Annotated in this window: 22 protein-coding genes; 9 read left to right on the top strand and 13 right to left on the bottom strand. The window is 66.7% G+C overall.

Annotated elements, in window-relative coordinates:
* The first annotated feature begins 65 nt into the window (after window positions 1–65).
* Window positions 66–260 carry a DUF8024 family protein gene (locus tag NKH51_RS13995; RefSeq protein ID WP_254762304.1) on the top strand — a complete coding sequence of 65 codons (195 nt, stop codon included), beginning with the start codon at window positions 66–68 and terminating at the stop codon, window positions 258–260.
* Between the two features lie 20 nt (window positions 261–280).
* On the opposite strand, the gene NKH51_RS13990 is transcribed toward NKH51_RS13995, so the two are convergent.
* The 5 genes from NKH51_RS13990 to NKH51_RS13970 form a co-directional block, all read right to left on the bottom strand.
* Complete coding sequence (locus NKH51_RS13990; RefSeq protein WP_254762303.1) at window positions 281–1,300, bottom strand: 5,10-methylenetetrahydromethanopterin reductase; 1,020 nt, start codon at window positions 1,298–1,300, stop codon at window positions 281–283.
* Complete coding sequence (locus NKH51_RS13985) at window positions 1,297–2,067, bottom strand: coenzyme F420-0:L-glutamate ligase (RefSeq protein ID WP_254762302.1); 771 nt, start codon at window positions 2,065–2,067, stop codon at window positions 1,297–1,299. The genes NKH51_RS13990 and NKH51_RS13985 overlap by 4 nt, the downstream gene beginning before the upstream one ends.
* A 69-nt stretch (window positions 2,068–2,136) precedes the next feature.
* Window positions 2,137–3,750: a hydantoinase B/oxoprolinase family protein gene (locus NKH51_RS13980; protein WP_254762301.1), complete on the bottom strand. Its 1,614-nt coding sequence runs from the start codon at window positions 3,748–3,750 to the stop codon at window positions 2,137–2,139.
* Window positions 3,747–5,795, bottom strand: coding sequence for a hydantoinase/oxoprolinase family protein (locus NKH51_RS13975; protein ID WP_254762300.1), 2,049 nt, complete (start codon window positions 5,793–5,795; stop codon window positions 3,747–3,749). Before NKH51_RS13975 ends, NKH51_RS13980 begins: the two co-directional genes overlap by 4 nt.
* A 94-nt stretch (window positions 5,796–5,889) precedes the next feature.
* A complete protein-coding gene (locus tag NKH51_RS13970) occupies window positions 5,890–6,441 on the bottom strand; it encodes a metallophosphoesterase family protein (protein WP_254762299.1) in 552 nt (183 codons plus the stop codon).
* Between the two features lie 157 nt (window positions 6,442–6,598).
* Here NKH51_RS13970 and NKH51_RS13965 point away from each other — a divergent pair, with 157 nt between their 5' ends.
* Entirely contained in the window at window positions 6,599–7,963 is a 1,365-nt protein-coding gene (locus NKH51_RS13965) for an eIF2B alpha/beta/delta subunit family protein (RefSeq protein WP_254762298.1), read from the top strand.
* A 34-nt stretch (window positions 7,964–7,997) separates the two neighbouring features.
* Here the strand turns inward: NKH51_RS13965 and NKH51_RS13960 are convergent, their stop codons facing one another.
* The 5 genes from NKH51_RS13960 to NKH51_RS13940 form a co-directional block, all read right to left on the bottom strand.
* Entirely contained in the window at window positions 7,998–8,591 is a 594-nt protein-coding gene (locus tag NKH51_RS13960) for a DUF7504 family protein (protein ID WP_425606705.1), read from the bottom strand.
* A 2-nt stretch (window positions 8,592–8,593) separates the two neighbouring features.
* Window positions 8,594–9,010: a DUF7522 family protein gene (locus NKH51_RS13955; RefSeq protein ID WP_254762296.1), complete on the bottom strand. Its 417-nt coding sequence runs from the start codon at window positions 9,008–9,010 to the stop codon at window positions 8,594–8,596.
* A 185-nt stretch (window positions 9,011–9,195) separates the two neighbouring features.
* Complete coding sequence (locus NKH51_RS13950) at window positions 9,196–9,759, bottom strand: S26 family signal peptidase (RefSeq protein ID WP_254762295.1); 564 nt, start codon at window positions 9,757–9,759, stop codon at window positions 9,196–9,198.
* Window positions 9,760–9,897: 138 nt separating this feature from the next.
* Entirely contained in the window at window positions 9,898–10,491 is a 594-nt protein-coding gene (locus tag NKH51_RS13945) for a DUF7504 family protein (RefSeq protein ID WP_254762294.1), read from the bottom strand.
* A gap of 2 nt (window positions 10,492–10,493) precedes the next feature.
* Complete coding sequence (locus NKH51_RS13940) at window positions 10,494–10,910, bottom strand: DUF7522 family protein (protein WP_254762293.1); 417 nt, start codon at window positions 10,908–10,910, stop codon at window positions 10,494–10,496.
* Between the two features lie 196 nt (window positions 10,911–11,106).
* Between NKH51_RS13940 and ddh the strand changes: the two genes are divergently transcribed.
* On the top strand, window positions 11,107–12,036 hold the full coding sequence (gene ddh / locus NKH51_RS13935; protein WP_254762292.1) for a D-2-hydroxyacid dehydrogenase: 930 nt from the start codon (window positions 11,107–11,109) through the stop codon (window positions 12,034–12,036).
* Window positions 12,037–12,154: 118 nt separating this feature from the next.
* The gene (locus NKH51_RS13930) at window positions 12,155–12,595 is read left to right on the top strand and encodes a hypothetical protein (RefSeq protein WP_254762291.1); all 441 of its coding nucleotides are present in this window, start codon (window positions 12,155–12,157) and stop codon (window positions 12,593–12,595) included.
* A gap of 196 nt (window positions 12,596–12,791) precedes the next feature.
* Here the strand turns inward: NKH51_RS13930 and engB are convergent, their stop codons facing one another.
* Window positions 12,792–13,409, bottom strand: a complete 618-nt coding sequence (gene engB / locus NKH51_RS13925) for a GTP-binding protein EngB (RefSeq protein ID WP_254762290.1) — start codon at window positions 13,407–13,409, stop codon at window positions 12,792–12,794.
* A 155-nt stretch (window positions 13,410–13,564) separates the two neighbouring features.
* On the opposite strand from engB, the gene NKH51_RS13920 reads away from it, so the two are divergent.
* Both NKH51_RS13920 and arlG read left to right on the top strand, forming a co-directional pair.
* A complete protein-coding gene (locus tag NKH51_RS13920; RefSeq protein ID WP_254762289.1) occupies window positions 13,565–14,854 on the top strand; it encodes a TIGR00341 family protein in 1,290 nt (429 codons plus the stop codon).
* Between the two features lie 83 nt (window positions 14,855–14,937).
* Complete coding sequence (gene arlG, locus NKH51_RS13915) at window positions 14,938–15,390, top strand: archaellum stator protein ArlG (RefSeq protein WP_254762288.1); 453 nt, start codon at window positions 14,938–14,940, stop codon at window positions 15,388–15,390.
* 36 nt (window positions 15,391–15,426) lie between these two features.
* Here the strand turns inward: arlG and NKH51_RS13910 are convergent, their stop codons facing one another.
* Window positions 15,427–16,290, bottom strand: coding sequence for an SDR family oxidoreductase (locus tag NKH51_RS13910; protein WP_254762287.1), 864 nt, complete (start codon window positions 16,288–16,290; stop codon window positions 15,427–15,429).
* A gap of 167 nt (window positions 16,291–16,457) precedes the next feature.
* Window positions 16,458–17,447: an NOG1 family protein gene (locus NKH51_RS13905; protein WP_254762286.1), complete on the bottom strand. Its 990-nt coding sequence runs from the start codon at window positions 17,445–17,447 to the stop codon at window positions 16,458–16,460.
* Between the two features lie 82 nt (window positions 17,448–17,529).
* On the opposite strand from NKH51_RS13905, the gene NKH51_RS13900 reads away from it, so the two are divergent.
* From NKH51_RS13900 to NKH51_RS13890, 3 genes are all read left to right on the top strand, one after another.
* On the top strand, window positions 17,530–17,901 hold the full coding sequence (locus tag NKH51_RS13900) for a DUF5518 domain-containing protein (protein WP_254762285.1): 372 nt from the start codon (window positions 17,530–17,532) through the stop codon (window positions 17,899–17,901).
* A gap of 58 nt (window positions 17,902–17,959) precedes the next feature.
* A complete protein-coding gene (locus NKH51_RS13895; protein WP_254762284.1) occupies window positions 17,960–19,414 on the top strand; it encodes a citrate/2-methylcitrate synthase in 1,455 nt (484 codons plus the stop codon).
* Between the two features lie 267 nt (window positions 19,415–19,681).
* Entirely contained in the window at window positions 19,682–20,842 is a 1,161-nt protein-coding gene (locus NKH51_RS13890) for a citrate synthase (protein ID WP_254762283.1), read from the top strand.
* Window positions 20,843–20,852: the final 10 nt, after the last annotated feature.

Raw genomic sequence — 20,852 nt, 5'->3', positions numbered from 1 at the left:
CGGCGGTTTAATCGCTCCGCCGCGGGACCGGCACGGCCAAGTAGGACCGGTCACAACCCCCGAACATGACCACCGTGACACCGCTGAACCTCATCGTGGACAACATCACCGAAATGACCAGCCTCTTCGGCGACGTGGCGATGGGCGACGGACTCGCGCCGCTTCTGGTCCTGATGGGTGCGCTCCTCGTCGCCTTCTCGATGGCCGTCTTCGGCGTCCTCACCCTCGGTGCGGTCGGCAGCCTCTTCACCTCGAGCTGAGTTCCTTTTTCTTCGTCCGGTTACTCCCCGGTCGCGCGCTCGAGCGCCTCGCTCGCTCGTTCGACCGCGTCCTCGAGGTCCGGCCCAAGCGGCGAGCCGACGACGATCCCGTCGACGTGGGTCAGCGCCGCTTCGAACCGCTCCGCGACGGTTTCGGTCGTCCCGGCGATACAGAACGCGTCGATCATCGCCGGGGTAACACGACCGAAGGCCTCGGTAAGATTTCCTTGCTCTAGCGCGTCGCTCACCGCGGTCGCCGCCTCGGGGTCGATGTCGTGGCGCTCGAGGACCGGGTCCGCGGCCCCGCCGACGATGAAGGCGACCGGCGGGCGGGCCGCCTCGCGCGCTTCGGTCTCGTCGCCAGCGACGCTGACGCTCGCGAAGGCCAGCGATTCGAACGCCTCGCGCTCGTCGGGTCGCTCGGCCAGCCCTTGCTCGAGCTGGCCCGCGGCCCACTCCAGATCCCGCGGGTGGGCGGCGTTTATCAGCACGCCGTCGGCGTGTTTCGCGCTCATGCGGAGCATGTGCGGGCCCTGCGCGCCGACGTAGACCGGAATTCGATCCGAGGGCGGCTCGAGGTTCAGCGACGCGTCTTTCGCGGTGAACGTCCCCTCGTGGGTGACCGTTTCCCCGGCCCAGAGGTCGCGGGCGAGATCGAACGTCTCGAGGACGCGCCGCAGCGGGCTGTCGCGCTCGATTCCCAGATTCGACAGCGAGGAGCGATCGCCCGCGCCGACGCCGAAGACCGCGCGCCCGTCGCTGATCTCGTCGATCGTCGCCGTCTGCGCGGCCAGTTTCACGGGGTGGGTCTCGTAGGGGTTGACGACGCCCGGCCCCAGCCGCAGGTCGTCGGTCGCGTCGGCCATCCGCGACAGCACCACGAACGGGTCGCGGTTGAAGTAGTGGCTGCTCGCGAACGCGGTATCGAATCCCTCGTCCTCAGCCAGCGCCGCGAGATCGGCGACCCGCTCGGGTGGGTGTTCGGGGGTGAGTTCGATGGCCCAGGTTGCGTCTTGCGTTGCTCGAGTCTCGTCCGTCATCCGTCGAACCTCCACTCCCGCAGCGCCCGTCGCACGAGGTCGTCCTCGACGGCGCGAAAGAGTTCGTTACTGCCCTCGTGATCGCCGAACTCCCAGTCGCGAACGACGACCGCGGGCGTCCCGCCGTCCCCCTCACCGGTCACGAGGTTCGCCGCGGCGGCGAGTTCGTCGACCACCGACTGGACGGTAACGCCGAGTTCGTGGCCGTCCCGGTCGAGTTCGCCACGCCAGTCTCGGCTCGCGGACATCCCGGCCCAGCCGATCGCCACGCCGGTCTGCCCGTGGCGGAACGGCCGCCCGCAGGTGTCCGTGACGATCACGGCCACGTCCTCGATGCCGTACTCGGCGAGCCCCGCGCGAATCCGCTCGGCGCTCTCGTCGGGTCGCTTCGGCAGGAGCAGCAGATCGTGGTCCGGCACGTTCGAGCGGTCGATCCCCGCGTTCGGGCAGATGTGCCCGAAACGGGTTTCGGCGAGGATGAACGGGGCGTCGATCAGCACCTCGCTGCTCTCATCGAGGATCGCCTGCGCGAACCGCGGGTCCTTCTCCTCGCCGGCGATCTCCTCGATCCGGTCGGCGATCTCTCGAGCCCGGCCGCTGACGGGATAGTCCTCGAGGTCCGCCGTCCGGCCCTCGGCCTTCGAGACGATCGTGCTCGCGACGGTGAGCACGTCGCCGGGCTCGAGGGCGGCCCGATCCGCGACGAGGGCGGCGATGTCGTCGCCGGGGCGGATCTCGGGCAGGTCCGCCACGCCGTTGAGTTCCATACCGAAGGGTAGGCCAGCGGCGTCAAAAGGGCACCGTCACCGGAGAATAGGCGTGAACGCCCGCGTGCTCTACTCCCCCTCGTCCGGCTCGCCGTGGCCGCCGCCGCCGGGCGTTCTGACGGTCACCGTCGTTCCGGCGTCGACGTCGACCGTCGTCTTCGCGGGCACCGCCTCGCCGTCGATCAGGTTCTCGCCGGTCGCGCCGTCCTCGCCGCCGGCGACGCCCGTCGGCGCGTGGCGGCGGCGCTCGGTCAGCAGCGACACCGTCGCCGGCGTCTCGACGGTCACCGCGCGCTCGAGTCCCTCCCCGCCTCGATAGCGCCCGCGGCCGCCGCTGCCCTCGCGGAGCGCGTAGCGCTCGACCCGGAGCGGGTACTCGGTCTCGAGGGCCTCGATCGGCGTGTTCAGCGTGTTGGTCATGCCGACCTGAACGCCGTCCATCCCGTCGCGGTCGGGGCGCGCGCCGAAGCCGCCGCCGATCGTCTCGTAGTAGGTGACCGAGCCGTCCCGCGCGCCGATGGTGAGGTTGTTCATCGTTCCCTGGCCCTGTGCGGGCACACGGTCCGGCGCTGCCTCGGCGAGCGCGGTGAAGACCACGTCGGTGACCCGCTGGCTGGTCTCGACGTTGCCCCCGACGACCGCCGCGGGCGGCTCGGGGTCGAGCAGCGACCTCTGGGGCGCGTTGATCGTCACCGGCTCGTAGCAGCCGTGGTTCGGCGGGATTTCGGGATCGGTGAGACAGCGGACGACGAAGTAGACGGCGCTCTTCGCGACCGCGAGCGGCGCGTTCAGGTTCCCCGCGAGCTGGTCGGCGGTCCCGGAAAAGTCCACGTCGATCGTCTCGCCGTCGATCGTCACCGCGACGGCGATCTCGATGTCGTCGTCGGTGACGCCGTCTCCCTCGAGCACGTCCGTCGCCTCGTAGCTTCCGTCGGGAAGCGCCGCGATCTCGCTTTCGACGCGCTCGCGGGAGTAGTCGATCACAGCCTCGAACGCCTCGAGCACCGTTTCTCGGCCGTGTTCGTCGAAGAGATCGGCGAGCCGGGATTCGGCGCGTTCGTTCGCCGCCCGCTGTGCGCGGAGGTCGGCTCGGCGCTCGCGGGGGTTGCGCACGTTCGCGAGGAGGAGCGAGCGGACATCCTCTCTGACGCGGCCGCTCGCGACCAGCCGGGTGGGCGGTAGCCGCAGTCCTTCCTGGTAGATCTCCTGTGAGCCGGCCGGCATACTGCCGGGAGTCGCGCCGCCGACGTCGGCGTGGTGGGCCCGTGAGACGGCGTAGCCGACGATATCGCGGTCGCCGTTGCTACCGTCTCCGGGCGCGAGCGGCGACACCATCGTCACGTCCGGCAGGTGGGTCCCACCAGTGAAGGGATCGTTGAGGACGAACACGTCGCCCGGCTCCGGATCGCGTTCCCGAACCGCGTCGACTGCCGCGGGCATCGCCCCGAGATGGACCGGGATATGCTCGGCCTGGGCGACCATCCGGCCGTCGGCGTCGAAGAGCGCCGTCGAGCAGTCCCGGCGCTCCTTGATGTTCGGCGAGTAGGCCCCTCGGATCAGCGTCTGCCCCATCTCCTCGGCGACGCTCTCGAGTTGGTTGCGCAACACCTCGAGGGTGACCGGATCGATGCCGTTCCCGTCGGTTCCGTCGCTGTCGTCCGTTCCGTCGGTGTGCGTAGTCATCGTGCCTCCGTCGTGTCGCTGTCTCTGGTCAGCACCAGCGTCCCGTCCGCGAGCACCTCACCCGTCCACGCGGGCGGGACGACGGTCGTACTCTCGTCCTGTTCTAAGATCGCCGGGCTCGAGATCGTCGCGCCCGGCGCGACTCGATCCCGGTCGAAGACGGTCGCCGTCCGCGGACCGACGTCGGGGAAGTGCGCGCGACGGGTGCCGATCATGTCGCCGCCTTTCCCTTCGTGACGGACCGTCGGCTCGGAGCCGGGTACCGCCGCCGTCGCGCGGAGGGTGACGATCTCGACCGCTTCGTCCATCGCGTAGCCGTACGCCTGTTCGTGGGCCTCGCGAAACCGCGTTGCGACCGTATCCGCGTCGAATTCGCTACCGACGGGAACGGTCAACTCGAAACTTTGGCCGTCGTACCGGCAGTCCGCCGCTCGCTCGATCCGCGTCGCACCCGGATCGGAGGCGTCTGCGAGCACGTCAGTCACGAGGTCGTCGTAGACACTCTCGAGTGCGTCCGGCTCCGCCGTCTCGAGGTCGACTCCCACGGTTCTGGCGGCGTCGTAGCTCTCGTCGGCCGCGAGCAGGCCGAACGCCGAGAGGACGCCGCTCGGTCGCGGGACGACGACGCGATCGATCGAGAGCGACTCGGCCAGCGCCGTGGCGTGCATCGGTCCCGCGCCGCCGAAGGCCACCAGCGCGAATCCTCGCGGGTCGTGGCCCCGCTCGACCGTCACGGACCGGATCGCCCGCGTCATCGTCGCGTTGGCCACGCGGTAGACGCCGCGGGCCGCCTCGAGCGCACCCTCGAGCCCGGCCTCGTCGGCCAGCCCCTCGAGGGCCTCGCGGGCCGCGTCGACGTCGAGGGTCAGTTCGCCGCCCAGCGCCGTCTTCGGGCCGATGTAGCCGAGCACGACGTTGGCGTCGGTGACCGTCGGCTCCGTCCCGCCGTTGCCGTAGCAGGCCGGGCCGGGATCGGCGCCCGCCGATTGTGGCCCGACACGGAGCGCGCCGCCCGAATCGACCCAGGCGATCGAGCCGCCGCCCGCGCCGACGGTGTTCACGTCGACCATCGGCGTGCGGATCGGCAGCCCGTCGATCTCGGCGTCGGTCGTCCGTTCTGCCCGTCCGTCGCGGACGAGGCTCACGTCGCTCGAGGTCCCGCCCATGTCGAAGGTGACGAGGCCGTCCACGTCGGTCTCGTCGACCGTGGCCGCCGCGCCGACGACGCCCGCGGCGGGTCCCGACAGCGTCGTCGTCACCGCCTGCTCGCGGACTGTCTCGGCGTCGGCGATGCCGCCGTTGGCCTGCATGATCCACGGTTCGGGGATTCCCGCGTCGTCGGCTTCCTCGACCAGCCGGCCGACGTAGTCGTCGATCGCCGGCCGGAGGTAGGCGTCGACCGCCGTGGTCGACGTGCGCTCGAACTCCCGGAACTCCGCGAGCACCTCGTGGGAGGCAGAGACCGGGACCGTGAGTTCCTCGCGCAGCGTCTCCGCGACGATCCGCTCGTTCTCGGGGTCGGCGTAGGCGTGCAGCAGGCAGACCGCCACCGCCTCGACCTCGCGCTCGCGCAGGTCGGTCGCGAGATCGCGGACCGCCTCGGGATCGATTTCTCGCTCGACGCCCTCGGCTGTCGCTCGCTCCTCGACCTCGAACCGCAGGTCGCGGGGGACCAGCGGCTCTGGCTTTTCGGCCTCGAGGTCGTACAGCGCGGGGCGATCTTGACGACCGATCTCGAGGACATCGCGAAACCCAGCGGTCGTCACGAGCGCGGTTTCGGCACCGGCACGCTCCAGCAAGGCGTTGACCGAGACGGTCATCGCGTGGGCGAAGCCGTCGATCTCGCTCGGCTCGATGCCGGCGCGGTCGCAGGCCTTCTCGATCCCCTCGAGGACGCCGACGTGCTGGTCGTCGGTCGTCGGTACCTTCGCGGTGATCAGCCGGTCGTCGACGGACAGCGCCACGTCGGTGAAGGTCCCGCCGACGTCGACGCCGATCCGGGGGCCCGATCCGGAAGCGGTGAACGTTTGTTCGGGAGTTCCCATCGATACGCGTCGGGTTGTGCTGCCGTCGGTTTATAGTTCGCCGTCTTCCGTTCGAGATTTTCACGTTTGCTCTCCGGTCTCGAGATCGGCTGCCCTATCCGCTTCGCCGGTCGATCGTGAGGGAGCCGTCGGTCACGGTCGCGACGAACATCGTCTCGTACGTCGTGGGTGCAGCGCCGGTGGCGCTCCCCGGATTGAGTACCCGGACGCGACCGGCTGCGTGGCCCTCCTCCGCCGGGTGGAACTCGTCGAACGTGACGGTCTCGTCGACCACCTGGTGGGTGTGACCGGCGACGGCGACGACCGTCGTTTCGGCGTCCGTGCCCGCTTCCTCGCGGGCCGTCTCGACGACTCGTTCCAGCCAGGTGCCCGACGAGCCGTCGCCGTGGGTGACGACGAACGTCACGCCGTCGATCTCGAGGGTGGCCGTCCTCGGCGCGTCGAGCGTCGCCGGATCCACGTTGCCTCGAACGGCCGTCAACTCGCCACCCGTGAGGTCGACGATCCGCTCGTAGGCCCCGAACGACTCGAAATCGCCGGCGTGTATGGTGTGGTCGGCCGCCTCGATCTCGGCGACAGCCCACGCGGGGATCTCCGACTCTCGAGTGGGCACGTGGGTATCGGAAATAATCGCGATACGCGTCATTGCTCTGCGTTCGTTCGCCAGTTCAGAAAAGCGTTCGTGAGCGGGCGATTCCCGATCGTCCGTTTCGCTCACTCGTGGACGGTTTCGAGTCGAGCGCTTCGCGGTCCGCAACGGCGCGTTCGAAAGCGACACGTTCCCGGTCATCGTGGGCCATCGTATGTGCCCGGACGACACCACGTACGACGAGTCGGCTCACGTCGTCACCGCGTTCCTCCGCCATCGGAGCGAGGTTCTCTGCTTGCGCCGCAGTGACGCCGTCGGCACCTACCGGGGCCAGTGGTGCGGCGTCTCCGGGTTTGCGGAGGGCGATCCCGACGAACAGGTCCGCGCGGAGATCCGCGAGGAGACGGGCCTCGAGGCCGATGCCGTCTCGCTCGTCCGCTCCGGGCGGCCGGTCGCGTTCGAGGACCCAGCCCTCGAGCGCGAGTGGGTCGTCCACCCCTACCTGTTCGACTGCGAGACCCGCGAGGTAGAGTTGAGCGAGGAACACGACGCCTTCGCGTGGGTGTCCCCCACCGAACTGCTCGAGGGCGTTGGCGACGACCGCGAGACGGTGCCGAAACTGTGGACGGCCTACGAGCGCGTCGCGCCCACCGTGCGGTCGATCGCGGCCGACGGCGACCACGGTGCAGCGTATCTCTCCGTGCGCGCGCTCGAGGTCGTTCGGGATCGCGCGGGACTACTCGTCGCCGAACGAGCCGAATTCGGTGTCGATCCCGAGGGCGAGCGGGACGAACTCGCGGAACTCGCCGGTCGACTGCTCGAGGCGCGACCGTCGATGGCCGTCCTCCGGAATCGAGTGAACCGGGCGATGGCCGAAGCGGACGTGAACGAGGGGTCGGGGACGGGCGCACCCTCGGTCCTCGAGTCGGCGCTGTCGGGGATCGACCGCGCGCTATCGGCCGACGAAGACGCCGCCCGGAACGCGGCCGAACGTCTCTCGGGGAGCGTCGCGACGCTCTCGCGGTCGGGGACGGTCCTCGAGGCGCTCCGCGAGGGCACGCCCGACCGCGTCTACGTCGCCGAATCGCGGCCGGCTCGCGAGGGGATCGCCGTCGCCGAGAGGCTGGCCGCGGCGATCGACGGCGCGGTGACGGTCCACACCGATGCAGCGGCCGCACACGTCCTCGCGAGCGAGCCGATCGATCGCGTCGTCGTCGGCGCGGACACCGTCCTCCCCGACGGCTCGGTCGTGAACAAGACCGGGACGCGGGGGCTGGCGATCGCCGCCGATCGCGAGGGGATTCCGGTTTCGGTCGTCGCGGCCACGGACAAGGTTTCGACCCGCGAGGACGTGAACCTCGAGTCCGGCGACCGCGTCGCGGTCTACGACGGCGACGCCACAGTCGACGTGTTGAACCCGACGTTCGACGTGACGCCCGCCGACTGCGTGACCGAGGTCGTCACCGAACGCGGCGCGCTCGAGCCCGCCGAGATTGAGGCCGTGGCCGAGGAATTACGCGGACTCGAGGGGTGGCGCGACGACGGTGGGACGACGGACCGGAACGCCTCGGAAGAGTAGGCGACTGGTGGCGCGATACCGTCTCCTCCTCGCGCTAGTAGCGCGTCGAGACCGTGACCTCCTCGCCCGAGCCGCCGGTGTCGACGATCGCGTCGAACGGCGATTTGATCGTGCTCACCGTCTGCTGGTCGTGAGCGGCCGGATTGAGGTGAAAGTGGGCGATCCCCTCGACGTGTTCGATGCGCCGCGTGATCACCCGCAGGAACCGAAACAGCGACTTGCGGTTCGTGTACTGCAGGAGTTCGGTGATCGACTCGACGCAGATCACCGTCTTCGCGTCCGCGTCTCCTCGACTCGAGAGGTAGTCGCTCAGTTTCATGCCGATTCCCGTGAGGTCCGCGGGGTTGACCGAAACCGCGGTCACGTTGTCGTACTTCCGCTGGGGCTGCGAGGGTGACTCTTCGAGCGTGATGATCCCGATGCGTCCCTCGTGGGGCGCCGGATCGCCGGCCCACGCCCGGAGCCACTGGTCCGGCGACCGAAAAGTAAGCGCCAGGATGTCGGTCGGAGCGTCGGTACCCGGCGACAGGAGCGCATTGTGAGTCCGCTGGGGCGACTCCTCGAGCATCGACCCGAGCAAGAGAACGTTCGATGCCTTCGCCAACCGCTGTTCGGCGTCCGCTCGCATCGTCACGAGGGTGCCTCGATGCTGTCGTACACGGCGTCGATGATCTCGTTGAACGGAGCGTCCCGATCGACCGAGATGTAGAGCCCCGTCCGCTCACCGACGAATCGGAAAATCACACTTCGCGTGAAGAAGACGCTGAAGGCGCGTACCTCGCCGAGTTCGGCGTAGACATCCTCGTACATCTCCTTTTCAGTGAAATCGAGTCGATAGTCGCTGTGGATCCGATCGGAGAGGTCATCGATTTCGTCCTCGCTCTCGAACTGGTCGACCATCCGCTCGCTCATGTACATAATGTTGTACGTCTGGGCGTCGTACTCCGCGAACGAGCGCACCCGATCGTCACAGATCCCGAGGATCTCCTCGAGGATCGCGTCGGCGTCGAACTCCTCGAACGACGACCTGTTCTCGATTGCAGCCATTCGCTACTCTTTCAGACCGAACTCGGATAAAGGCACGATCGATTTCGAAACGTGAGCGGCGGTTTTCGACGCGTTCCGTTCGGGGGTGGATCGTTCGCCCGGTCGACCGCCGCTGACGTCGTCGGTTGACTCGGTGACGCGAGGTTGCGGCCACGGAGACGCGCGGACTCGAGGCGGCCAGCCGATCACCTGACCGTCGTCGCAACCGATTCGACGACGCTGAGCCCGAGCAGCGACTCGAGCAGCGGCCGAACGTTTCCGAGCCAGGGGATTCTGACTACCGCTTTGCCGACGATCCAGTCGGGACGAACGACGGTCGTGTTCGGCTCGTTGCCGCCGATCTGGTCGTACACGCTGTTCGCATCACCTCTCGTGATGAACCCGTCGTGGGGGCCGGACAGGCTCGGATCTCCGCGCAGGGGCGGTTGAACGTGTAGGCCGGGTTGGCTACTGGCCTCGACCCAGTAGTAGGCTCGGTGGATGACCGGCGTTTTCGACGGATCTCCGTTCGGCCGAAACACGATCACGTCGCCGGCCCGTCCGAACCGTTCGTCCCCGCTACCGCGACCGTTTTCGACGGGGACGATACCCGTCTCCGCGACGGACTCGTCGCCGGCGAACCGCCCTTCCCGGACGACGAAGAGCAGGTCGCCCGTGTGAATGTTCGGCTCCATGCTCGCGCTTTCGACGGCGACGAACGGCGGCCAGATGCCGCTGATCGCAAAGAGGAGACACGCGACGACCGCCACGACGCTCGCGGCGAGAAACGACAGACCGAAAGACCTCGACGGAGTAGCCACGACTGGCGGCCGTGACGAAGAGTTACCCCCTCCGAGCCCCTTGTGACGAGGGCCTTTCTCCGAGCCGCCGCTTCCGTCTGCGAACGGCTAGTAGCGCGTCGAAACCGTGACCTTCTCGTCCGGGCCGCCGATGTCGACGATCGCGTCGAACGGCAATTTGATCGTGTTCACCGTCTCCTGGTCGTGAGCGGCCGGATCGAGGTGAAAATGGGCGATCCCCTCGACGTGTTCGATGCGCCGCGTGATCACTCGCAGGAACCGGAACAGCGACTTGCGGTTCGTGTACTGCAGGAGCTCGGTGATCGACTCGACGCAGATCACCGTCTCCGTGTCCGCGTGGTTCCGACTCGAGAGGTAGTCGCTCAGTTTCATGCCGATTCCCGTGAGGTCCGCGGGGTTGACAGAGACGGTGGTCACGTCGTCGAACTGCCGGCCCGGCTCTGAGGGCGATTCGTCGAGCGTGATGATCCCGATGCGCCCCTCGTGGGTCGCCGGATCGCCGGCCCATGCCCGGAGCCACTGGTCCGGCGACCGGAAGGTGAGCACCAGAATGTCGGTCGGCTCGGACGTGTCCGGCGACAGGAGCATGTTGTGGACCTGCTTGGTCGAGTCGTCGAGCATCGACCCGAGCAAGAGGACGTTCGACGCTTCTGCCAACCGTTGTTTTTCGTCTCTGTGCATCGTCAGGAACTCTCTGCGAGATTCTCGTATACGGATTCGATGGCTTCGTTGAAGGGGGCGTCCCGGTCGAGCGACACGTATATTCCCTCCCGCTCGCCGACGAAGCGAATGATCGCGCTCTGCCTGAAGAACACGCTGAACGCGCGCACTTCTCCGAGTTCGGAGTAGACGTCCTCGTACATCCGTTTCTCGGTGAAATCGAGCCGGTAGTCTTCGTGGATCCGGTCGGCGAACGCCTGCAACTCCGCTTCGGTCTCGATCTCGTCGACCAGTCGCTGGTCGAAGTAGAGGACGTTGTACGTTTTCGCATCGTACTCCGCAAACGCACGCACTGTCTCGCCACAGCACTCGAGGAGATCCGCGAGAATCGCATCGGCGTCGAATTCGTCGGCGGTCGACGTTCGGTCGATATCTTCCATTCGAACCTCGTTTCGCGCCTGCAGCTATAAACTCGCTGGCTCGGTCCGTTTTGTGGACCTCGCGCTGTCCCAGACCGACCGCTCGCGGCGCCTCGAGGCCGATCCGTACCACCGGCCGGGTAGCGATCGGTGGGGTCGCCGATCGCGGATATCGAGTCGCAAACCTTCAACACGGCGTCGCCTGTAGGCGTCGGTGATGACGTTCGAACTCGAGCGACTCGGAATCCACGAGTCCGTCGACGATGTCTTTCCGCCGACGGAACTCGCGGACTCCCTTGGCGATCTGTCGATCGAAGTCGCGGTGATCGGCGACGATGGCATCGCTGCCTGCGACGCGGTCGTCACCCTCGAGCACCGGGCGGCGTTCCTCGAACTGGACTGGATCCACTCGATCCAGGCCGGCGTCGACCGGTTCCCGTTCGACGCGCTCGAGGCGAACGACGTGGTCCTCACGAACAGCACGGGGATCCACGGCCGGACCGTCGGCGAGACGGTCGCGGGCTACCTGCTCATGTTCGCCCGACGACTCCACGATCACGTCGCGAACCAACAGGAGCGACGGTGGGACCGCCCCGACTGGGACGAGGCGTTTACGCTGCCGGGGTCGACGGCCTGCGTCGTCGGCACCGGGACGCTCGGACGCGGCGTCGCCGAGACGCTGGGCGCGCTCGGGCTTCGCGTGACCGGCATCCGCCGCTCCGGCGATCCCGTTCCGGGGTTCGACGAGATTTACGCGACCGACCGGCTGCTCGAGGCGATCGGCGACGCCGAGTTCGTGATCGTCACCGTGCCGCTGACCGACGAGACGCGCCATCTCTTCGACGCCGACGCGTTCGACGCTATGCGCGACGACGCCTACTTCGTGAACGTCGCCCGCGGTCCGGTGGTCGACGAAGCGGCGCTGATCGACGCGCTCGAGGCAGACGCCCTCGCCGGCGCGGCGCTGGACGTTTTCGAGGAAGAGCCGCTACCCGAGGACTCCCCGCTCTGGGAGATGGACGAGGTCATCGTTTCGCCCCACTGCGCGGCCTACACGCGGGACTATTTTCGCGACGTAGGCGAGATCGTCCGCGAGAACGTCGCTCGGCTCGAGACCGGTGAGGAGTTTCGTAACCACGTAGTCTGATCGCGGGATCGATGTCGATGGCCGAGTGCCAGTTCGTATCGATATTCACGAACTGGTCGCAGTCACATGGGATTTCGACCATCGACACCGGCAGATATTCATTCACCGAAGTGAATATATGATTATGAGGAGGAGAAGATACCTTCAGCTATTCTTAGGCAGCACAATATCTATTTCTGGATGTGCTAATATAGATGGGGATAGTAATCCAGAAGCTGATTCATCTGTTCAAATTAACAAAAGCCTCTGTGACGACACAGAAAGTACTGTAGAAATGACTAACTTCACGGATAATAGTATTGGTTTCCGTGGGGTAATCAGTGGAGTTGCAAAGAAGTATGGGATTACTGCTTCCCACTATATTTCATCTGAAGATGAAAGTATAGTATGTATTATAAACGCATCAGAACAGTGGTCACCACCGTCAGTTGATTGTCAAGGGAGTATAGAATATTCTGGCGAAATAAAATATTCAAATATAAATGTTTCTGAAATAGTTTTCATCCATAAAATCAATCAAGAACAGAATTTCGGAGAGAATATTACTTTGGAGAGTTAGATGGAGTTAGAATTATTCTGGACAGATTCTATGTGCGCAGCATCGGGGGAATGTCGATAGAGGGGGTTCATTTTCTGCTTTAGAAGTATTCCTCGTACTGTATTTCTGACTCGTCATTACGATCACCAACTATGTGCGAGTGACGATCTGGCCCGTAAGAACCTCGAGCCACAAGACGAGTCTTATGACTCGTTCTCTAAAAGAATTTGAATAGATCGTCCCGCTGTTGCTCGTGCAACTGGGAGCGAACGGCCTCGTTGAGTGGCTCGAGTTGACCCTTCTTCGCGCTAATTGGGGCGATGGTCTCCTGCCACTGTTTCCACGGCGGATAGAGCCCGAGGCGGTCGCAGAGTTCGTTCAGCCGCTCGTCGCGGTCGTCGACCTTGTCCATCTTGTTGACGGCGACGACGGTGGGGACGTCGAGTTCGCGCAGGAAGTGGAACATCTCCACGTCGTAGGGGATCTCGTCGGGGCCGGAGTGACGATCGATGATGTCGATGACGCTCTTCCCGTCGACGACGAGGATTGCCACGAGGACGTTGTCGGCGTACTCCTCTAAGTAGCGGACGATGTCGGTCTTGATCTGCTCGCGGTGGTCCTCGTCGACGCCGCTCATGAAGCCGAAGCCGGGGAGGTCGGTGATGACGAAGTCCTCCGGGGCCCAGTCGTAGTGGTTTGGCGAGCGGGTGACGCCGGGTTTCCCCCCGGTGTCGAAGCTGTGGCCGGTGAGTTCGCGCATGAGCGTGGATTTGCCCACGTTCGAGCGGCCGACGAGGGCGACTTCGGCCTCCCGGTTCGGGCGGGTATCGAACATACGCCGGTGTAGGAACGTCGCGGGTTAATATGCACCGAGACGGCTGCCGAGCGTCGTCGCTCCGGGCGTCCGACGAGCGACTCGAGTTCGTTGCGACCCGCTGCGTGGAACGGAATGCCCCGGAGTTATGACCCCCGAGTGTCTCAGGTCGTACCGTGCGGCTCGTACAGCTGACGGTGCCCACGGGCAAGCGGGAGACGATCCTCGGGACGCTCGACGATCGAGGGATCGACTACGTCCTGACTGACGAGGACAGCAGTCGGGAGTATACGGCGGTCGTCTACTTTCCGTTGCCCGACGCGGCCGTGGAACCGGTGCTCGACGAGCTACAGGACGTGGGGGTCGACGAGGACGCGTACACGGTCGTCGTCGATGCCGAGACGGTCGTCTCCCGGCGATTTCAGGCGCTTCGCGAGGAGTACGAGAACGGCGACGTGGAGTCCGAGCGCATCTCGCGCCACGAGTTGCGGGCCGAGGCCGAGGAGTTGACGCCGACGTTTCCCGTCTACGCCGTGATGACGATCATCAGCGCGATCGTCGCGACCGCGGGACTCCTGCTGGACTCGCCGGCGGTCGTCGTCGGCTCGATGGTGATCGCGCCGCTGATCGGGCCGGCGCTGGGTGCCAGCGTGGGAACGGTGATCGACGACGAGGAACTGTTCGTCGAGAGCGTCACCTTCCAGATCGTCGGCGTCGTCCTCGCGATCGGCGCCGCCGCTGTGTTCGCCCTACTCGTCCGAGTGACGAACATCGTCCCGCCGGGGCTGGTGTTGACGAACGTCGGCGAGATCTCGGAGCGGCTCGCGCCCGACCTGCTCTCGCTGGCGATCGCACTCGGCGCTGGCGTCGCGGGCGTCGTGAGCATCGCGACCGGAACCTCCGTCGCGCTCGTCGGCGTGATGATCGCCGCGGCGCTGATCCCGCCTGCGGGCGTCGCGGGGATCACCCTCGCGTGGGGACAGCCCTCGGCCGCCATCGGCGCGACGGTCCTCGTCCTCGTCAACCTCCTTTCGGTGAACCTCGCCGGTCTCCTGACGCTGTGGTACGCGGGCTACCGGCCGGAGAACCTGTTCCAGATAGGAGAGACGGAACAGCGGCTTCGCCAGCGGATCGTCGGCCTCGTCGTCATCGTCCTCGTCTTCGCGGTGTTTCTCGGCGGCATCACCTACGCCTCCTACGAGGCGGGCAACTTCGAACAGGACGCCCGCGAGGAGGTCGAGGCGGTCCTCTCGCAGGGGCAATACGAGGAGTTTCAGGTGCTCGAGCTCGAGGTCACGATGAGCGACAACTATCCGTTCCGGAGTCCGGAACGGGTTGTCGTGACGATCGGCGGGCCGCCGGGCGAGTCGGTGCCCGAACTGGCCGACACCCTGAGCGAGCGGATCAACCGCCACGCCGACCAGCCCGTGGACGTCGAGGTCAGATACGTCGTCGTCCTCGATTAGAGTGGGGCGACGGGTGGCGACCGCGGCCGTCGCCGTCCGGCCGGTAGGCATATCACGTACCTAACGCTGGCTTTCGAATACGGATGGTCCGTACCGCCGTCGCTCAGGTGTTGCTGTTCATCGCCGCGGTGAGCATCGCGGCCGCCTTTGCCGGTACGATCGTCACGCAGTCGTCGGTGTTCGCCCAGTCGACCGCCGACGAGGCCGACCGGACGGTCGCGACGATCGACGCGGAGATCGTCGTCATCAACGACCCCGCGGCGGGTGCGACCTACGACGACGCTGACGGGCAGGTCACGCTGTACGTCAAGAACGTCGGCGGCGAGACCCTCGAGCCGGCCGCACTCGAGGTGGTACTCGACGGGACGTACGTCGGGTCGGGCGAGCGGTCGACGCGCGTCCTCGAGTCCGGCGACGAGTGGCGGGTCGGGACGGTACTCGAGGTGACGATCGATCGGTTTCTCGCGGCCGGCGAGCATCGCGCGGCGGTCACGATCGACGGCGCGCGGGATCGACTGGTGTTCGACGCCGGCTAGCGGGGCTCGCGTCGGTTCGAGAGCGGTTGTCCGCCGCTACGATCTGTTACTTTCGGGTCGTGAGTAGTCGGGATCGAAGAGCTGTGCCGACATCGGTGCTGGGTCGCCGTCGGTGAGATTGTACCGCGAGAAGTCCTCGATGCCGGCTTCCCAGAGGAAGTCTTCGTCGTAGACGTAGTTCCCGGTGAACTCGGCTGGATCGCGGTCGAGTATCCCCAGCACCGTATCCGAGAGGATTTCGGGTGTGCGCCAGTCGTCTTCGGTCCCCATGCCGAAGTAGCGGGTCGCGCGCGTGTCGATGGCGGTAACGGGCCAGAAGGAGTTACAGCCGATCTCGTCGTCGGCCAGTTCGTCGGCCAGCGACAGCGTGATGAACGACATCCCCATCTTCGACCAGGCGTAGGCGGCTCGCCCCGGCGCGCGGTCCATCGTGACCGGTGGTGCGTTCGTCAGGATCCAGGCGTCTTCGTCGACCTCCCTGAGGTGGTCGATGAAGCCCCGCGAGACGAGGTAGGTTCCGCGCACGTTGACCTCGTTCATCAGGTCGTACCGGTTCGCGGGCATCTCCTCGACGGACTCCGTCTGGATCGCCGAGGCGTTGTTGATGACGATGTTGATCTCGCCCATCTCGTCGATCGCTTCGTCGATGGCCGCCTCGATGTTCTCCTCGTCGCGGACGTTCAACTGGATCGCATGGGTGTCGACGCCCTTTTCCGCGCACGCCTCGGCCGTCTTGTGGATCGTCCCCTCCAGATCGGAGTCCGAATCGTCGACCGTTTTCCCGGTCGAGACGATGTTACATCCTTGTTCTGCGAGTGCGAGCGCGAGTTGCTTGCCGATTCCCCGCGTTGTCCCCGTGATGAACGCGGTCTGGCCGGTCAGATCTGGTTTCTCGAGCATCTGTGCTTGGTACTCTCCCTCAACGCACTAATAGACCTGCAAACGCCGTTCGCTACCCCCTCGAGTGCAACCGCCGGCGATACGGCGATCGGTTGTCGGCGATGCTCGCCCGCCCCCGTGCGAGAACCGGGCGGGAGACCGTTTCGCGGTGACTTCCTCTCGAGCGATTATCCCTCGAACGGCAACTCGGGTTCGTGATCGATCGCCTCGACGGCCGCCGCGAGCACGGTCTCGACGTTCGCGTCCGTTTCGACGCTCATGGTGTAATCGGCCGCGATCGCCTCGTCGAGTTCGGCAGCGTCGAACCGATCCGCCTTGTTCGCCACCGTCAGCACCGGCACGTCCTCGAACTGGGCCGCGATCGCGTCCCGGAGCTCGAGTTGCGAGCCGATCGGATAGCCACACTCGCCGGTGGGGTCGACCATCACGAGCATGCAGTCGGCGAGGTGTTCGATCGCGCTGACCGCTTGCGATTCGATCTCGTTGCGATCCTGCGGCGGGCGGTCGAGCAAGCCGGGGGTGTCGACGATCTGGTAGCGGATGTGATCGCGCTCGAAATGGCCGAGCCCGATCCCCTTCGTCGTGAATGGGTAGGAGGCAGTCTCACCGCGGGCGTTGGTCACGTCGTTGACGAACGACGATTTCCCGACGTTGGGGTAGCCGGCGACGACGATCGTCGGCTCGTCGGGGTCGATCTCCGGCAGATCGCGCAGGTCGTTTCGCGACTCGTTGATGTACAGCAGTTCGTCGTCGATCTGCTCGACGATGTCCGCGAGTCGGGCGAACGCCTGTTTCCGGTGCTTTCGCGCGGTGTCGACGTCGGTCTTGCGCAGCCGCGGCTGGTACTCCTCGTGGATCTCGCGGGCCTTCCGACTGGCCCACATCACCTCCGAAAGGCTCTGGCGGAGCCGATCGACGTCGACGATCGCGTCCGCGAGCTCGTAGTAGAACGGATGCACGTCGTCTTCGTACTCGAAGTCCGGCCACGCCGTGACCACGTTCTCGAGATTGTCGGAGATGATGTTGGCCGCCGTCTGGAGCATCGACTGCTGGGCCTCGAGGCCGCCTTTGGCCTTCCCGGCCCGCGCCGCCCGCGAAAACGCCTTGTCGATCAGCTCTTCCGACGTGGGCGTCGTCGGAAGGTCTTCGAAAATCATGCTCGCGGATAGGACGCGTGCCCATAAAAGGGCGTCCGTTGGCCGCCGCGAGCTTATCCCTGCCGCTGTCCTACGATATCCTATGACAGACTGGCGCGCGGTCTTCGTCGGATTCGTCGTTGCGACCGTCCTCGGGATCGTCGGCCTCGTTGTTCCGGGCATCGGCCAGCTCGCGGCGGGCCTGTTCGGCGGCTTCGTCGCCGGCTACATGGCCGGCGGCGGGCTCGGACGTGGCTTCTGGCACGGCCTGCTCGCAGGCTCGCTCGGCGGGATCATCGGCGGATTGCTCATCGCCGTCGCCGTCGGTATCGCCGGCCTCACGCTCGGTCCCGTCGGCGGTGCGATCTCCGGCGCCGCCGGCATCGGCATCTTTCTGCTCGCCGTCGCGATCTCGGTCGTGATGGCCATCGAGAGCGCGGTCGCCGGCGCGGTCGGCGCTGCGGTCAGCGAGTGACTCGCCGACGGCGCGCTGCACAACCATTACAACGGCCGGCTCCGATCCTCTATCCGTCGTGTCACCGTCCGTCTTCGATCCGCAACTCGAGTACGTCACCGTCGCCGAAACCGCGCTCAGCGACATCGACGGCGAGCGCGGCGAGCTGATCGTCGGCGGCTATCCGATCGACGACCTCGCGACCAACGCGACCTACGAGGAGTGTGTTTTCCTCCTGTTCGAGGGTCGACTGCCGACCGCGGCGGAACTCGACGCGTTCCGGTCCAGCCTCGCGAGCCGCCGCGAGATCCCACCCGAGGTCCGGGCGCTGCTCGAGCGCGCCGCCGAGACGGGCCACACTGCGATGGACGCGATCCGGATGGGTGTCGCGGCGGCGACCCTCGAGACCGACGGGACGGCGTCCAGAGCGGCCGCCGAACGCGTCGTCGCCGTCGTGCCGACGATCGCGGCGACCTACTGGCGCTACCGACGGGGGGCGGAACCGATCGAGCCCCGCGACGACCTGGGTCACGCCGCGAACTACCTCCACATGCTGACCGGCGAGGAACCGACCGAAACCGAGGCGCGCGCCATCGAGACCTTCCTCGTGACGCTGCTCGAGCACGGCCTCAACCCCTCGACGTTCACCGCGCGGACCGTCATGTCGACCGACTCCGACGTCGTCTCCGCCGTGACGGCCGCCGTCGGGACGTTCAAGGGGCCGCGCCACGGCGGTGGACTCGAGTTAGCCGTCGAGATGCTCCGTGAGGTCCACGATTCCGGGAACGGAAAGCGGTACGTCCGCGAGAAGCTCGATGCCGGCGAGCGAGTGCGGGGGTTCGGCCACCCCGTCTACCGGGGCCGCGATCCGCGGGCGACGGTGCTCGCGGCGGCCGCCGACCGCCTCGTCGAGGCGACGGGCGACGACGGCTTCCTCGAGACCGTCCGCGAGTTCGAGACCGTCGCCGGCGACGTGCTGGCAGCGCGAGCGCCAGACCGCGGGACGGAGCCGAACGTCGAGTTCTACGCCGCCGCGTTGCTCCACGAACTCGGGATTCCGACGGCGCTGTTCGCCGCGACGTTTGCCGTCTCGCGGGTCGGTGGCTGGGCGGCCCACTGTCTCGAGCAACGCGAGAGCGACGACCTCGTCCGTCCGACCAGCCAGTACGTCGGCGCGACGGAGAAGGCGTGGACCCCGGTCGAAAACCGAGACGTCGCCGGAGACTCGCTGATTCGAACCCCGGTTCGGTCGACGGCGCTCGAGCCCGTCTCCGACACGCTCGCCGTCCTCTCGGAACCCGATCGCCTCGAACTGCTCCTCTTGCTGGCCGACCGAGACGACCCCGTCGCATACTCGACGCTGCGCGCGTCGTCCTCGATCGAGGATAAGGGCCGGTTCAACTATCACCTGCGCCAGCTCCGGGACTACTTCGTCGCCAAGGGTGAGGATGGCTACGAGCTCACCGACGCGGGCCGCACCGTCGTCGAGACCGTCCTGACCGACGAACGACTCCTCGACGATCTATCGGAGTGACCGCCGTCGGACGGGTCGGCGGGCGGGGAGAAACTGCGTTCCCCGATAGCGTCGGCCGATTTCGGCCCGATCGCTGGAAGCGGTGATCCTCCCGAACGGCCCCAAATCCCCGCAACGACGCCGCTATCGTGGGCTACTGCCGATCGCTTCGACGAGAGCGTTCCGGCAGTTCGGGCGATACTGTCGGCGAGAGATTCCGCCTCCGGCGGCTCGAGGGGAACGAGATTGCTCCAAGCGCTTACATTTACGTCGGCCCTTCGTCCGGCTATGAACGAGTCGATCCACCCCGGACTCGAGGGGATCACCGTCGCGGAGACGAGACTGAGCCACATCGACGGAGAGAACGGTGAACTGGTCGTCTGCGGGTTTCCGATCGCGGACCTCGCGACCAACGCGACCTACGAGGAGAGCGTCTTTCTCCTGTTACACGACCGGCTGCCGACGGCCGACGAACTGGCCGCGTTCCGGGCCGACCTCGCGAGCCGTCGCGACCTCCCCGACGAGGTCTGTGCAGTGCTCCGGCGCGCCGCCGCGGAGGAAACACCCGCGATGGACGCCCTGCGGATGGGTATCGCGGCGGCGAATCTCGGCCCTGAGGGCGATGCCTCCGCGGCCAACGCTGCCGGAGCCGATGATTCGGAGGCCCTCGCCCGGCGCCTCGTCGCCGTCGTCCCGACCATCGTCGCGACCTACTGGCGCTACCGGCAGGGAGCCACCCCCGTCGAGCCCCGTGACGACCTCGGTCACGCAGCGAACTACCTCCACATGCTGACCGGCGACGAGCCCGACGACGCGGCGGTTCGCGGGCTCGAGACCTACCTCTCCACCGTCGTCGACCACGGCGTCAACGCCTCGACGTTCACCGCCAGAACCGTCGTCTCGACCGAGTCGGACCTCGTCTCCGCGGCCACCGCCGCGGTCGGCTCGCTCAAGGGGCCGCTCCACGGCGGCGCGCCGGGCCCGGTCCTCGAGATGTTGCGGGATGTCCACGAACTCGGCGATCCGGCCGGCTACGTCAAAGGCAAGCTGGCGGCCGGCGAGCGGCTGATGGGCTTTGGCCACCGCGTCTACCGCGTCCGCGATCCGCGAGCGTCGGTCCTCGAGTCGGCTGCGGAACGCCTCTACGCCGAGTCGGCCGACGGCGACTTCTTCGAGACCGTCCGCGAGTTCGAGGCCGTCGCCGTCGAGGCGTTAGCCGACCACAGCCCGGACCGCCGACTGGACACCAACGTCGAGTTCTACACCGCCGCCTTGCTCGACGGCGTCGGGATTCCGAAGGAGCTGTTCACCGCAACGTTCGCCGTTTCGCGGGTCGCCGGCTGGATGGCCCACTGCCTCGAGCAGCGCGCGGACAACAGACTGGTCCGTCCCGACTCCCGATACGTCGGGGCGACGGACCGCGAGTGGACGCCCGCCGACGAGCGCTGAGTCGCGTCGA

It is taken from the genome of Natrinema marinum (genome assembly GCF_024296685.1).
Classification (GTDB): domain Archaea; phylum Halobacteriota; class Halobacteria; order Halobacteriales; family Natrialbaceae; genus Natrinema; species Natrinema marinum.
Note: the sequence above shows the minus strand (reverse complement) of the source record. Positions and strands in the feature narration are given on the sequence as shown.